Genomic DNA, 14,442 nt, shown 5'->3' with positions numbered 1-14,442 from the left:
TCGCTCGCTCCGACAGGCTGCGATTACCCGGTGCGAGACAGCGGAAATCTCACGTTTCCTGCCTGGATGCACGAATGAGGCATTCCCGCCATCGGGCCATGTCTTCATGCGGGTGAGAGGGGAAACGCATGACTGTGCTCGCGGCGGCGGTGGCGCTGGTCGGCTCGCTGTTCTTCGCGCTCGGCGCGGCTTTACAGCAGTTCGAGGCGGCGTCCGGCGGTGAGTTCAGCCTGCGGGTGCTGCTGCGCCGGCCGCGCTGGCTGCTCGGGGGCGCGGCCATCACGGTCGGCGGGGCGCTGCACATCTTCGCGCTGAGCCTCGGCCCGCTGACCGTGGTGCAGCCGATGGGCGTGGCCAGCCTGCTGTTCGCGCTGCCGATCGCGGCGGCCCTGCACGGCAGGCGGCCCGGCCGGAGCGAACTCGCAGCCGCGGCGGCGGTCAGCGCCGGTCTGATCGGCCTGGTGCTGATGGTCCCCAAGTCCACCGCCCCGCCGCACCTCACCGGCGCGGACGGGACGGCGATGCTGGCCGGGGCCGCGCTCACCGCGCTGGTCTGCTGGGCGGTGGCCGGCCGGGTGAACCCCGCGCCCAGGACCGCGCTGCTGGCCGTCGCGGCCGGCGTCATGTACGGCGTGACCGCCACCCTCATCCGCGTCCTGGTCGAGGGCACCAGCTGGGACCTCTGGCTGCTCGCGGCCATCCCGCTGCCCGCCCTGGCCGCGCTGATGCTGCTCCAGCGGGCGTACGCGATCGGGCACTTCGCGGTCGCCTTCGCCGCCCTCCAGGTGAGCGACCCTCTCACCGCCGTCACCTTCGGCGCCCTTCTGCTCGGCGAACCCCTCCCCGCCAACGGCCTGGCCGCGACCGCGGCGGCGCTGCTGGCGGCCGCCGGGACCGTCGCGCTGGCCCGCACCACCCCCCTGTCCCGTTGATCGGAGCCCCTCATATGACTGCGATTTTCTCCGAAGCCGCCCCCGTCGCCGTACGGCCCAAACGGGTTCTGATCGCCACCGACACCTACCCGCCGGACGTGAACGGGGCCGCGTACTTCACCCACCGGCTGGCCACCGGACTGGCCGCCCGCGGTGGTGACGTGCACGTGGTGTGCGCCTCCGACGACGGGCCGCCGCGCAGCGAGCGGGTGGACGGGGTCGTGCTGCACCGGTTGCGGTCGACCCGGCTGCTGGTGCATCCGACGATGCGGGTGACCGTGCCTGCGGGGGTGGGCCGGGCGGTGGCGCGGCTGATCGAGCGGCTCGGCCCGGACGTGGTGCACACCCAGGGTCATTTCGTGGTGGGGCGGGCGGCGGTCGCGGCGGCCCGGCGGGGCGGGGTCCCGGTGGTGGCGACCAACCATTTCATGCCGGACAACCTCTTCCAGTTCGCGCACATCCCGGCCCGGCTCAGGGACCAGGTCGGCGCGCTGGCCTGGCGGGACTTCAGCCGGGTGTTCGCCCGCGCCGACCATGTGACCACGCCGACCCCGATCGCGGCCGGGCTGCTCACCGGCAAGGGTTTCCGCCGCGAGGTCGAGCCGGTCTCGTGCGGCATCGACCTGCGCAGGTTCCGGCCGCAGCCGAGGGCCTGGGCGCGGAAGCGGTTCGACGTGCCTGAGCGCCCGACCATCCTGTTCGTGGGGCGGCTGGACGAGGAGAAGCGGCTGGAGGAGCTGGTCAGGGCGCTGCCGCTGGTGCTGAACCAGGTGGACGCGCAGGTCGTCCTGGTCGGCTCGGGCAACCGGCGGGAGAGCTTGGAGCGGCTGGCCGCCCGGATCGGGGTGGGCGATCGGGTGCGTTTCCTCGGCTTCGTGCCGGACGCGGAGCTGCCGCAGGTCTACTCGGTGGCGGACGTGTTCGCCATGCCGGGGGTGGCCGAGCTGCAGAGCATCGCCACCCTGGAGGCGATGGCCAGCGGGCTGCCGGTGGTGGCCGCCGACGCGATGGCGCTGCCGCACCTGATCGACGGCAACGGCTTCCTGTTCCGGCCCGGCGAGGTGCCGGAACTGGCCGCCCATCTGGTGACGATCCTGTCGGACGCCGAGCTGCGGGCCTCGATGGGCCGGGCCAGCCTGGCGCTGGCCGCCGGCCACGACGACCAGCGGTCGCTGGCCAGGTTCGAGCAGATATACACGGAGGTGACGTCCCGATGAGCAGACTGGCGATCGCCGGGCCGAGTGTCGCGCTGGTCATGATGGGCGCGCTGCACCTGGTCTTCCCCGGCGTGGTCGACCCGCTGCGCGGCCTGCTCAGCGACTACGCGCTGGGCGAGGGCACCGGCGCGCTGTTCCTGCTGGGCATGCTGGCGCTGGCGGGCGGCGCGTGCGCGGCGGCCTACCAGCTGGCGGCCGTGGACCCGGTCCGGAGCGCGGCGGCGCGGGTGCTGCTGGTGATGGCCTCGGCCGGGCTGGTGCTGTCGGCGGTGTTCCCGACCGACGCCGCGCCCACCCTCGACTCGCTGTCCGGCGAGATCCACCGCTGGGCCACCGCGCTGGTGTTCACCGCCATCCCGGGGGCGGGCTGGATCCTGGCCCGCCAGTCCAGGCAGCCGCTGCCGCTGGTCCGGGCGCTGGCCCTGAGCAGTGTGGCGGTGCTGGCGTTCTTCCTGCTCAGCCACCCCGGTTCGCCGGTGGCCGAACTGATCGGCGGACCCGGTTTCTACGGCCTGCTTGAACGCCTGCTGGTGGTGCTGGAGATCGTCCTGCTCATCGCCATCGCCGCCGTCGGACAGAGACCGCCGACAATAAGTAAAGAAATGCCAGCGCACGCCCCCTATGCGGAAAAAATTAGCTAACGTCCATGCATGTCCATTAACGACGTGCGTATCCAGACGGTGACCGGCACGCTGCCGGCCTCCGTCTTCGACGGGCCGATCCTGCCGCACGAGTATCTGCGTACGGACACCCGCTGGGGCATCGGCGTCGACTCCGACCCCGGCCGCTGGCTGGACGAGGAGGCGTACGTCACCGGCGAGCTCAAGCGTCTCGGCCGCGATCACGCGCTCAACCTGGTCGTCGAGCACACCGCCCTGGGCGGCGCCAGGGACACCGCGGCGCTGGCCCGCCTGTCGGCCGGCAGCCGGGTGGCCGTGGTCGCCGCCACCGGGTTCGCGGCCGAGCCGTTCGCCGGCGACCTGATCCGCCGCAGCGGCGTCGACGACCTCACCGGCGACCTGCTCCGCGAGATCGGCGTCGGCCTGGACGGGACCTCCGCCCGCCCCGGCCTGATCGTCACCTCGGCCGGCGGGGAGACCCCGACCCCGGCCGAGGAACGCGCCGCCGTCGCGGTGGCCCGCGCCTCGATCAGGACCGACCTGCCGGTGGCCACCAACGGCCTCGGCCCGCTGGAGCTCCTGCTCACCAGCGGCGTGCCGGCCGCCCGGGTCAGCGTGCGCACCGCCGACCGCCTGGTCCAGCGCAAGATCGCCGAATCCGGCTCGTACGTCAGCGTGACCGGCGTCGAGGACGTGCTCGCCCTCCTCGAAGCCGGCCACGCCGCCCGGATCCTGCTCAGCAGCGGCGTCTCCCGCCAGGACGACGTGGCCGGATACGGCGGCGACGGCTACGCCCGGCTCTTCGACCGGGTGCTGCCCGCCCTGGTCAGGTCAGGCGTCGACCCGGGCACGATCCGGCTGATCACCCAGGAGAACCCGCTGCGCTGGCTCGCGGTGCCAACCAAGCGCTGAGGAACTCCGCGGTCGCGTCCACGGCCTGGGTCAGGTAGGGCTCGGTGTCGTACAGGTCGATGTGCCGCTTGGCGTCCAGCCAGACCAGCCGCTTCGGCTCGTCCAGCCGGGCGTGCACGGCGTGCGCGCCCTCCGGCGCGCAGAACGCGTCCACCACGCCGTGCACCAGCAGGCCCGGCTTGGGTGACAGGAAGTCGGCGCCGATCAGGTTGTCCATCGTGATCAGCTCCAGGACCGACGCCCTGGTGACCTCGTTGCGCCAGTGCTCCGCCGTGCCGCGCTCGGTGCCGTAGTAGTCGAACGGCTCCTCCCCCGGCATCGCGCCGCCCTCCCCCACGGCGGGCTGGTACTCCACCGGGCCGCCCTGGTCCTCCCGTTCCAGCACGTCGCCGAAGGCGGCCAGCGCGCCCTGGTAACCCGCGCCCATGCCCTCGCGCATCGCGTACGGCGAGTTGTACGCCCCCGCGATCCCCACGAACGCCTTCACCCGGGGGTCGAACGCGGCGAACCGCAGCGCGTACCCGCCGCCCAGGCAGATGCCGACCGCGCCGACGCGCTCCGGATCGGCCTCGGGGCGGGTGCGCAGGTAGCTGACCGCCGCGCGCAGGTCGGCCAGCTTGCCCTGCGGGTCCTCGTGGCGGCGCGGCTCGCCGCCAGACTCGCCGAAGTTGCGGTGGTCGAAGGCCAGGGTGACGTAGCCACGTTCGGTGAGGCGTTCCGCGTACAGCCCTGTGACCTGCTCCTTCACCCCGGTGAACGGGCCGGTGAAGACCAGGGCGGGGTGCGGGCCCGGCCCGGCCGGGACCCGCAGTTCGCCGATCAGGGGGATGCTGGTGAACTCGACTCTCATACCGGCAGTCTAGGAATCGAAACCGAGCCCGAACCGGTCCAGTGTTCTGAGCCACAGGTTGCGGTTCCCGCCGTTGGCGTCGGCGCGGGCCAGTGACCAGCGGGTCAGCTGGATGACGCCGGAGCGCACCGGCTCCGGCGGGAACGGGACCGGCTTCTGCCGGACCATCCGCAGCCGGGTCCTTTCTGTGTCCAGGCCGTCCAGCAGGTCCAGCATGACGTTGGCGCCGAACCGGGTGGCGGCCACGCCGAGGCCGGTGTAGCCGACGGCGTAGGCCAGGCGGGAGCCGTACCCGGTGCCGTAGAAGGCGCTGAAGCGGCTGCAGGTGTCGATCAGGCCACCCCACTTGTGGGAGAAGCGGACATCCTCCAGCTGCGGGAACGTCTCGTAGAAGTGCTCGGCCAGGGTCAGGAAGGTGGCGTCGCGCTGGTTGTAGCCGACCTTGACCCGGCCGCCGTTGTAGTAGATCGCGTCGTAGCCGCCCCACAGGATGCTGTTCTCGTCGGTCAGCCGGTAGTAGTGGAACTGGTTGGCCGAGTCGCCCATGCCCTGCCGGTTCTTCCAGCCGATCGCGTCGAGCTGGTCCTCGGTGAGGGGTTCTGTCATCAGCGCGTAGTCGTACACGGGGGCCAGGTAGTGGCGCAGGCGGCGCAGCAGCGGGGAGAACGCGCCGGTGCCGAGCGCGACCCGGTTGGCCCGGACCGTCCCGTAGGGCGCGGTCAGCCGGAGCGCGGCGCCGTCCTTGACGATGTGCTTGATCGGGGAGTGCTCGTAGATGCGCACGCCGAGCGACAGGCAGGCCTGGCGCAGGCCCCAGGCCAGCCGGGCCGGGTCGATCATGGCGCAGTCGCCGCGCTCCCACACCCCCGCGATGTAGGTGGGCGAGTTCACCTCGGCCCTGACCTGGTCGCGGTCCAGGTACTCGATGTCGGCGCCGAGCTCGCGGCCGATGGTGTGCACCTCGTGCATCCCGTCCAGCTGCCACTCCTCGGTGGCCACGTTGAGCTCGCCGGTGCGCTCGAAGGAGCAGTCGATGCCGTACCTGGCGATGGTCTCCTCGATCGCGTTGAAGTTCTCCACCCCGAGCCGGTGCAGGTCGGCGATCTCGTACGGCCAGCGCTCCAGCCCGTTGGCCAGCCCGTGAGTCAGGCTGGCGTGGCAGAACCCGCCGTTGCGCCCGGTGGCCGCCCAGCCCACCCGCTGCCCTTCGAGCAGCACCACGTCCCGCCCGGGGTCACGCTCCTTGGCCAGCAACGCGGTCCAGAGCCCGGAGAAGCCGCCGCCCACGATGGCCAGATCGGCATTGGTATGACCGAAGATCCGCGGCAGCGGCTCCGGTTCGAAAGGATCCTCGTCAAGCCAGTACGGCTTGCGCTCCGCGTCCGCGAGAGCCTTCAGCGGATCCATACATTCCACTTCCCTTACATAAATAGCGATTTATACGGGTTCCCCCCGGTTTGTTACGGTCTCACCTCTCTCATGCGATAGCCGAAAGCCCCCCTCCCGGCCGGGAAGGGGGCTTCTGACGTGCTAGCGGGCGGCCCGCCGCCGGGCCGCCACCGAGTTGGCCACGGCCACCAGCGCGCCCAGCGCGAAGATGAGCGTGCCCATCACGTTGACCTGCGCCGGGATGCCGACCTTGACCGACCCGATGATCCACAGCGGGAAGGTCAGATCCGAGCCGTTAACGAAGCTGGTCACCACGTAGTCGTCGATCGACAGGGCGAACGCCAGCATCGCGCCCGCCGCCACGCCCGGCATGATCGACGGCAGCGTGACCAGCCGGAACGTCTCCCAGGTCCCGGCCCCGAGATCGCGCGCCGCCTCCTCAAGGGAGGGATCGAGCACCACCACCCGGGCCCGTACGGTCACCACCACGAACGCCAGCGAGAACAGCGTGTGCGCGATGATGATCGTGATGTGCCCGCGCGGCGCGTTCGCCGACACGAACAGCGACAGCAGCGAGGCGCCCATCACCAGTTCTGGCGTGGAGATGGCCGCGAAGATCAGGAAGTTGGTCAGGCCCTTGCCGCGGAACCGGTAGCGGCCCACGGCCAGGCCAAGCAGCGTGCCCAGCGTGGTGGCCAGGATCGTGCTGACCACCGCGATGATGATCGAGTTGATCAACGCCTGGGTCAGGCCCTGGATCTCGAACAGCTGCTGGTACCACTTGAGCGTGAAGCCCTGCCAGGAGGTGTTCGACTTGCTCTTCTTGTCGTTGAAGCCGAACACGATCATGACGGCGATGGGCAGCGACAGCCAGCCGATGATCAGCCAGGTGTACCAGTGCAGCAGGCGGTCGCCCGTCCGGATTCTCATCGGGCCGCCGCCTCCAGCACGTTGTCGGTGCCCAGGGTGCGCGCGTAGATGAAGATGCCGATCAGCAGCACCGCCATCAGCGTGAACGACAGCGCCGAAGCCGTCGGGTAGTTGCTGTTCACCAGGTACTCGGTCTGGATGATGTTGCCGATCATCGTGTTGCCTGTCCCGCCCAGCACGGCCGCGTTGACCGGGTCGGCGGTGGCCGGCACGAAGGTCATCAGCACCCCGGCGAAGACGCCGGGCAGCGACAGCGGCAGGACCACCCGGCGGAACGCGTCCAGCCGGGAGGCGTACAGGTCGTAGGCGGCCTCGACCACCCGCGGGTCGACCCGCTCCAGCGCCACGTAGATCGGCAGGATCATGAACGGCAGGAAGTTGTAGACCAGGCCGCCGATCACCGCCACCGTGGTGGCCAGCACGTGGAAGTCGGCCGGGAGCAGGCCCCAGCCCTTCAGCGTGCCGAACAGGATGCCGTCGTCGGCCAGCAGGAAGCCCCACGAGATCGTCCGCAGCACGAACGACACGAAGAACGGCAGCAGCAGCAGGAACAGGTACATCGACTTGCGGCTGCCGCCCTTGAAGGCGATCCAGTACGCCACCGGATAGCCGAGCAGCAGCATCAGCAGTGTGGCCACGCCGCCGTACACCAGCGAGCGAACCAGCTGGGTGCTGTACTTCGCGATCGCGTCGGAGTAGTTGGAGACGCTCAGCGTCTGCGCGAAACCATCGATCAGGTTCCCGGTGGTGAGCGAGACCGAGGCCATCGCCGCGATCGGCACCACCAGGAAGATACCCAGCCAGATCCAGCCCGGCAGCGCCAGCCAGTAGGGCGCCCTGCGTCCCATGTCAGCCCTGCGTGATCGTCTGGAAGATGCCGTTGAAGACCGTCTCCTCGGCTGCGGTGAGCGTCTTGTAGCTGCGCAGCTTCGCGTAGTCGGCGTCGGTCGGGAAGATCAGCGAGCTCTCCGCCAGCGCCTTCGCGTCCTTGTCGTCCTTGGCGGCCAGGATCGGCTGCACGCCGGGGACGGGCGTGACGTACTGGATGTACTCGGTGAGCTCGGCCGCGATCTCCGGCAGGTACATGTAGTCCATCAGCATCAGCGCGTCCACCGGGTTGGCGGCGCCCTTCGGGATGGCCATGTTGTCGATCCAGATCGTGCCGCCCTCGGAGGGCACCACGAACTTGACCGGCTCGCCGGCCAGCTGGCGCTGGAACACGTCGCCGGACCAGGCCTGGGCCAGCCAGATGTCGCCCTTGGCCACCGCGTCGATGTAGGACTGGTCGTAGTACTTGCGGACGACGCCGCTGTCGCGCTGCTCCTTGAGCTTGGCGCCGGCCTTCTCCCAGTCGGCCTGGGTGGACTTGTCGGGGTCCACGCCGACCGCGAACAGGCCGAAGTTGGCGATCTCCTGGGCGTCGGCCATCATGCCGACCTTGCCCTCGTACTTCTTGTCGAACATGGACTGGATGCTGGTGATGTCCTCATCGACGTACTTGGTGTTGTACGCGATGCCGGTGACGCCCGCCTGCCAGGGGATGGTGAACTGGTTGTTCGGGTCGAACGACGGGTTCTTGTACTTGGGGCCGGCGTTGGCGTTGAAGTTCGGCAGCTGCTTGTGGTCCAGCGCGACCAGGTAGCCCAGCTGGATCATCTTGGCCAGCTGCAGGCCGTTGGTCATCACCACGATGTCGTAGCCGAGCGGCTGCCCGGCCCGCAGCTGCGGCTCGGACTTGCCGAAGAAGTCGGCGTTCTCCTGGATGACTTCCTTGTACTCGTACGAGATGCCGGTGGCCGCCTGGAACTTCTTCAGCGGGCCCTGGTCCTCGGGCATGTACTCGGGCCAGTTGGCGAAGACGACCTGGCCGTTCTTCTTCTGGGTGGACCAGAAGTCGGCGACCTCGCTGGGCTTGGGGGCCGCGGCCTTCTGGCCCGACACGCCGCAGGCGGCGAGGGCGAGTCCGGCGGCGGAGAACCCGGCGACCCTGATGGCGTCCCGGCGGGAGTATCTCGACTGCGTCAGACCGCGCAGGAGGGGGTTGTTCATGAAGAGCTCCGGAGGGGTGAGAGCGTGGTGCTAGAGCGCATAGGAGTGCTGCGGCTGCCAGGACAGCCAGACCGTGTCGCCGCGTTCAGCCGTGACACTGCTGTCGTTGGCGTTCTGCTGGAAGACCATGATCTCCGCACCGTCGGCGAGGCCGACCGCGTAGCTGTTGTAAGTACCCAGGTATACGACCTCGTTGACGGTGCCCCGTACCACGCTGAGCTCGCCTTCCGGCTGCTCGGTCGAGATCGTGATCTTCTCCGGCCGGACGGTCAGGTCGACCGTCTCCCCTGCGGCCGCCGGGCTCGCGACCAGGATGCGGTCGTCCGTGCCCAGCTTCACCACGGCGCTGGAACCGTTGATCGTGTCGACCGTTCCGCTGAGCAGGTTCGAGGTGCCGATGAACCCGGCCACGAACTTGGACGCCGGGCGCTCGTAGATCTCCCGGGGGCCGGCCAGCTGCTCCACCAGGCCGTCGTTCATCACGGCGATGCGGTCGCTCATGGTGAGCGCCTCGCTCTGGTCGTGGGTCACGTAGACGAACGTGATGCCCACCTCGCGCTGGATCCGCTTCAGCTCGATCTGCATGTGCTGGCGGAGCTTGAGGTCCAGCGCGCCGAGCGGCTCGTCGAGCAGCAGCGCGCGCGGCCGGTTGACCAGCGCCCTGGCCAGCGCGACCCGCTGCTGCTGGCCGCCGGACATCTCCCGGGGGCGGCGCTTCTCCCGCCCGGTCAGGTCGACGATCTCCAGGATCTCGCCCACCCGCCGCTTGATCTCGCTCTCGGCCACCTTGCGGCGGCGCAGGCCGAACGCGACGTTCTCCCACACGTTCATGTGCGGGAACAGCGCGTACGACTGGAACACCATGTTGATGTCCCGCTTGTTCGGAGGCACGTCGGTGACGTCCTGGCCGAGGAGTTTGATAACGCCCTTCGTGGGCTCCTCGAAGCCCGCGATCATGCGCATCGTGGTGGTCTTGCCGCATCCGGAGGGCCCGAGGAGGGAGAAGAACTCCCCCTCCCCGATGGCCAGGCTGACACCCTTCACGGCCTGTACGGTCTCACCATGCGAGAGGTATTCCTTGACGACACCGTCAAGCTCGATGGCGGGTATGGCCTCGGTCATATCACCTCTCGCTATTCGCCGATGTAGTGCATCACGTGCTTCACCCTTGTGTAGTCGTGCAGGCCGAAGACCGAAAGGTCCTTGCCGTAGCCCGAGTGCTTGAAGCCGCCGTGCGGCATCTCGGAGACGAACGGGATGTGGGTGTTGACCCACACCACGCCGAAGTCGAGACGCTTGGACATGCGCATCGCCCGGCCGTGGTCGGACGTCCACACCGAACCGGACAGGCCGTACCTGACCCCGTTGGCCTTGGCCAGTGCGTCCGCCTCGTCGGTGAAGGTCTGGATGGTGATGACCGGCCCGAAGACCTCGTCCTGCACCATCTCGTCGTCCTGCCGCAGGCCGTCCACCACGGTGGGGGCGAAGAAGTAGCCCTTGTCGCCGACCTGGCTGCCGCCGGTCGTGATCGTGGCGTGGTCCGGCACCCGGGACAGGAACCCGGCCACCCGCTCCAGCTGGGCCGGGTTGTTGAGCGGCCCGTAGAAGGCGTCCTCGCCGGCGCCGGTGACGGTCGCGGCGGCGGCCTCGGTGAGGGCGGCGGCGAACTCGTCGTGGATGCTCTCGTGCACCAGCACCCGGCAGGCCGCGGTGCAGTCCTGGCCGGCGTTGTAGAGGCCCGCGCCCGCGATCGCCTCAGCCGCCGCCTTGATGTCCTTGATGTCGTCGAACACCACCACCGGGGCCTTGCCGCCCAGCTCCAGGTGGACCCGCTTGAGGTCGTCGGCGGCGGTCTTGGCCACCGACATGCCGGCCCCGACCGAGCCGGTGATGGCCACCATCGAGGCGAGCGGGTGACTGACCACCAGCGAGCCGGTCTCCCGGTCGCCGGTGACCACGTTGAAGACGCCGGCCGGCAGCACGTCGCCGATGATCTCGGCCAGCTTGACGGTGGAGACCGGCGTGGTGTCGGACGGCTTGAGCACCACGGTGTTCCCGGCCGCCAGCGCCGGGGCGATCTTCCACACGGCCATCATCATCGGGTAGTTCCACGGGGTGACCTGCCCGATCACGCCGATCGGCTCGTGCCGGATCACGCTGGTGTGGTCGGTCAGGAACTCGCCCGCCGTCGGCCCCTCCAGCGTGCGCGCCGCGCCCGCGAAGAACCGGAAGTGATCGGCGGCGACCGGCGTCTCGTCCTCGGCCATCCGCGCGGCCGGCTTGCCGGTGTTCCGGCACTCGGCCTCGTTGATCTCGTCCGCCCGCGCGTCGATCGCGTCGGCTATCTTCAGAAGCAGGCTGGCCCGCTCTCCGGGCGTGGTCTGACCCCACGTGTCAAAGGCCGAGGCCGCGGCGGCGAAGGCGGCGTCCACATCCTCCTGGCCGGAGATCGGCGCCTGCGCGTAGACCTCACCGGTGCTGGGATCGATCACATCGGAGAAGCGTCCGCTCCGGGCGTCGACGAACTTCCCGTCAATGAAGTTCTGCAGTCGGGTGGTCACCGTTGACCTCCTATGAGGCGGCTAAGGTTGTCGCGACTCTGACAGACATATCAGACAGCGACAAGGGATTTCGTGGCGAAGATATCAAACTGCTACGGAATCGCTTGACATGAGCGGCGAAACTGACAACATGTCGCTCCAAGACGGCAACATGTCAGAAACATGGGTCGGGTACGGCTTAGACGAAGGGGACGTCACGGGGATGACCACACCTCCAAAGGTACGTACGACCAGGAATGGACCGGTCATCCTGGACGATATCTCCAAGCAGATCGTCGAGCAGCTGCAGACCGACGGGCGCAAGCCGTACGCGGCGATCGGCAAGGCCGTCGGGCTCTCCGAGGCCGCCGTACGGCAGCGGGTGCAGAGGCTTCTTGACTCCGGGGTCATGCAGATCGTCGCGGTCACGGACCCGCTCACGCTGGGTTTCCCGCGCCAGGCGATGATCGGCATCAAGTGCGAGGGCGACCTGGAGCTGGTCGCCGACGAGCTCTCCTCCATCGAGGAGGTCGACTACGTGGTGCTCACCGCGGGATCGGTCGACATCATGGTGGAAGTGGTCTGCGAAGGTGATCGCCATCTTCTGGAGATTCTTGGCAAAATCCGCGCGATCCCGGCGGTCCGCGCCACCGAGACGTTCGTCTACCTCAAGCTTCACAAGCAGACCTATTCCTGGGGCACCCGCTGACACCAGGCTGATCAGGTCGGTCGCGACACGTCCGGCCAGTGGGCGGGGCGGTGGAAGGACGCGGCGAATTTTGTTGAGCCGTCGCCGTTGGCCGCGTCGAGTTGGGACTGGATCAGGAAGACGGCTCCGGTCAGGTCCGCGCCGGCGAGGTTCGCGCCGCGCAGATCGGCGCCGATGACGTCCGCGCCGCGCAGGTCCGCCCGGCGCAGATCAGCCCCGATCAGGTAGGCGCCACGCAGGCTCGCCCCGCGCAGGTCCACCTGGCGAAGATCAGCCGCGATCAGATCCGCGCCACGGCGGTCGGCCTTCTTCTTGTATCCCGCGCGGGCGAGTTCGCTCGCGCGCAGCAGCAGCACGTTGGCCTCCTGCCGGACCGCGCCGAAGTCCAGCTTGAGCAGCGCCTCCGGATCCGCACGGGTGTGGCGTTCCGTCGCGGCGTAGGCGCGGTCGAGCTCGGCGCGGATCGGCCGAGCCGCCGGCAGTGTCCGAGCTTCGGCGAGATACCAGAGCAGTTCGTGCAGCTGGCGCATGACCGCGAACACGTCGAACATCTCGGCCGCGACTCCCGGCGTCCGCCGCCAGTCCCGGCCGCCGTAGGTGACCTGGGCGACCTGCTGGCCCGCGCCGAAACAGTCGAAGACCGTACAGCCCGGGAAACCGCGCTCCCGCAGTTCCGTGTGCACGCCACAGCGGAAGTCCTGCTTCAAGTTGACGCACGGCCGCCCGGCCGGTTTGTCCAGGGCGAAGTCGGCCGAGGCCGCGAATGCCGGAGCCACGCAGCACAGCGCGAAACACCGCGTGCAGTCTGCTCGCAGCTCCGGCAAAACGCCCCCCAACCGATCGATCCACCCAGGTTAGAGCTTCGGCTTGGCCGCCTTGTACAGCCAGGCGTTGAACAGCGGGTCCAGGTCCAGGCCGGACATCTCCTCGGCGAGGTCGATGAAGTCCCGGGTGTTCGCCGTGCCGTGGCGGTGCTTCTCCGTCCAGGCGGGCAGCAGCTCGAAGAACGTCTCGTCGCCGATCTTCTGGCGGAGCGCCTGCAGCGTCATCGCGCCGCGCTGGTAGACGGCCTCCCAGTCGAACATCCCGTTCCGGCCGGGGTTGCCGGTCTTGAGCTGCCAGAACTCGCCCTTGCTCTTGTACAGCTTGGCGAAGGTCTGCTTCGCGGTCGGGCCGTTGTGGGTCTCCTCGTACAGCCATTCGGCGTAGGTGGCGAAGCCCTCGTTGAGCCAGATGTCGCGCCAGGTCTGCGGGCCGACGCTGTTGCCGAACCACTGGTGGGCGAGCTCGTGCACGATCAGCAGGTCGTCGGAGACGTCGCCGTCGTAGACCGGGCGGCCCTGGGTCTCCAGCGCGTATCCGACGTCGACCTTGTCGGCGATGCCGCCGGTCGAGGAGAACGGGTAGGGGCCGAAGTGCTTGACGCCCCACTCGGTGGCCTTGGCGGTGGTCCTGTGCAGATACTTGGAGGTCTTCGCCAGCACCGGGTCGTACGCGGTGATGTTGGGCACCCCGGCGGCCGTGCCCTGGGTGACCTTGAACTTGCCGATCGCGACCATGGCCAGATAGGGGGCCATCGGCTCGCGCATCTCCCACTTGACCGAGGACCAGCCGTTGCGCACCCGGACGATGCCGGTGTTGCGCGGCTCGCCGTTGGCCAGCACGGTCAGGCCGACCGGGACCGAGACCGTGTAGGCGAAGGTGGCCTTGTCCTTCGGGTTGTCGTTGACGGGGAACCAGGTCCTGGCGCCGTCCGGCTCGCCGAGGGCGGTCGCGCCGTCCTTGGTGTGGATCCAGCCGGTGACGCCGAGTTCGGGGTCGTTGACCGGCTTCGGCTTGCCGTCGTACTGGACCGAGACGGTGAACTTCGCCTCGTCGGCCGGGCCGGCGGCGGGGGTGACGGTGAGTTCCTGGCCCTTCCGCCGGAACGTGGCCTTCTTGCCGTTCACCTCGACCTTGCGCACGGTCAGGCCGGAGAAGTCGAGGTTGAAGCGGGACAGGTTCTTGGTCGCGGTGGCCGTGATCGTCGCGGTCCCCGAGAGCACGTCGGTCTTGGGGTTGAAGCGCAGTTTGAGGTCGTAGTGCTCGACGTCGTAGCCGCCGTTGCCCGCGTGCGGGAAATACGGATCTCCCAGACCGGCCGAGCCCGGCGAGTAGGTGTCGGCATGGGCGGTGGCGGGGACGACCAAGGTGAGGCAGGCGACGGCGAGCGCCGCGAGAGGGGTTCGTCTGCGAGACATGCGCCCCATTATTGGGATCTAGAGCGAGACACCTCCAGTCAGACGCGCGTTTCC

The 14,442-nt window shown here is 69.1% G+C and carries 14 protein-coding genes; 5 read left to right on the top strand and 9 right to left on the bottom strand.

What is annotated here, in order from left to right; genetic code table 11:
• Positions 1–128 precede the first annotated feature (128 nt).
• Genes Acor_RS35215 through Acor_RS35200 form a run of 4 tightly spaced genes read left to right on the top strand, consistent with a single transcriptional unit; the run spans position 129 to position 3,681 of the window.
• Positions 129–932, top strand: a complete 804-nt coding sequence (locus Acor_RS35215; protein WP_155341101.1) for a DMT family transporter — start codon at positions 129–131, stop codon at positions 930–932.
• 14 nt (positions 933–946) lie between these two features.
• The gene (locus Acor_RS35210) at positions 947–2,149 is read left to right on the top strand and encodes a glycosyltransferase (protein WP_155341100.1); all 1,203 of its coding nucleotides are present in this window, start codon (positions 947–949) and stop codon (positions 2,147–2,149) included.
• Positions 2,146–2,790 (top strand): DUF998 domain-containing protein, encoded by a 645-nt coding sequence (locus Acor_RS35205; RefSeq protein WP_155341099.1) that lies wholly within the window; start codon positions 2,146–2,148, stop codon positions 2,788–2,790. Before Acor_RS35210 ends, Acor_RS35205 begins: the two co-directional genes overlap by 4 nt.
• Positions 2,791–2,799: 9 nt before the next feature.
• The gene (locus tag Acor_RS35200) at positions 2,800–3,681 is read left to right on the top strand and encodes a phosphotriesterase family protein (protein WP_155341098.1); all 882 of its coding nucleotides are present in this window, start codon (positions 2,800–2,802) and stop codon (positions 3,679–3,681) included.
• Here Acor_RS35200 and Acor_RS35195 read toward each other — a convergent pair.
• The 7 genes from Acor_RS35195 to Acor_RS35165 form a co-directional block, all read right to left on the bottom strand.
• Positions 3,632–4,531, bottom strand: coding sequence for an alpha/beta hydrolase (locus tag Acor_RS35195; protein WP_155341097.1), 900 nt, complete (start codon positions 4,529–4,531; stop codon positions 3,632–3,634). The two genes, Acor_RS35200 and Acor_RS35195, sit on opposite strands and share 50 nt — an antisense overlap.
• 9 nt (positions 4,532–4,540) lie before the next feature.
• Positions 4,541–5,938: an NAD(P)/FAD-dependent oxidoreductase gene (locus Acor_RS35190; protein WP_155341096.1), complete on the bottom strand. Its 1,398-nt coding sequence runs from the start codon at positions 5,936–5,938 to the stop codon at positions 4,541–4,543.
• Between the two features lie 123 nt (positions 5,939–6,061).
• On the bottom strand, positions 6,062–6,850 hold the full coding sequence (locus Acor_RS35185) for an ABC transporter permease (protein ID WP_155341095.1): 789 nt from the start codon (positions 6,848–6,850) through the stop codon (positions 6,062–6,064).
• A complete protein-coding gene (locus Acor_RS35180) occupies positions 6,847–7,698 on the bottom strand; it encodes an ABC transporter permease (protein ID WP_155341094.1) in 852 nt (283 codons plus the stop codon). Before Acor_RS35180 ends, Acor_RS35185 begins: the two co-directional genes overlap by 4 nt.
• Before the next feature lies 1 nt (position 7,699).
• Complete coding sequence (locus tag Acor_RS35175; protein ID WP_155341093.1) at positions 7,700–8,899, bottom strand: polyamine ABC transporter substrate-binding protein; 1,200 nt, start codon at positions 8,897–8,899, stop codon at positions 7,700–7,702.
• 30 nt (positions 8,900–8,929) lie between these two features.
• Entirely contained in the window at positions 8,930–10,021 is a 1,092-nt protein-coding gene (locus Acor_RS35170) for an ABC transporter ATP-binding protein (RefSeq protein ID WP_155341092.1), read from the bottom strand.
• 11 nt (positions 10,022–10,032) lie between these two features.
• Entirely contained in the window at positions 10,033–11,460 is a 1,428-nt protein-coding gene (locus Acor_RS35165; RefSeq protein ID WP_155341091.1) for a gamma-aminobutyraldehyde dehydrogenase, read from the bottom strand.
• 202 nt (positions 11,461–11,662) lie between these two features.
• Here Acor_RS35165 and Acor_RS35160 point away from each other — a divergent pair, with 202 nt between their 5' ends.
• Complete coding sequence (locus tag Acor_RS35160) at positions 11,663–12,148, top strand: Lrp/AsnC family transcriptional regulator (RefSeq protein ID WP_155341090.1); 486 nt, start codon at positions 11,663–11,665, stop codon at positions 12,146–12,148.
• Between the two features lie 11 nt (positions 12,149–12,159).
• On the opposite strand, the gene Acor_RS35155 is transcribed toward Acor_RS35160, so the two are convergent.
• A complete protein-coding gene (locus Acor_RS35155) occupies positions 12,160–12,924 on the bottom strand; it encodes a pentapeptide repeat-containing protein (RefSeq protein ID WP_218034675.1) in 765 nt (254 codons plus the stop codon).
• Positions 12,925–13,002: 78 nt separating this feature from the next.
• Complete coding sequence (locus Acor_RS35150; protein WP_155341088.1) at positions 13,003–14,388, bottom strand: M1 family metallopeptidase; 1,386 nt, start codon at positions 14,386–14,388, stop codon at positions 13,003–13,005.
• Positions 14,389–14,442 lie beyond the last annotated feature (54 nt).

The organism is Acrocarpospora corrugata, from assembly GCF_009687845.1.
GTDB classification, from domain to species: Bacteria; Actinomycetota; Actinomycetes; order Streptosporangiales; family Streptosporangiaceae; genus Acrocarpospora; species Acrocarpospora corrugata.
This window is presented reverse-complemented; position numbering and strand designations above follow the sequence as displayed.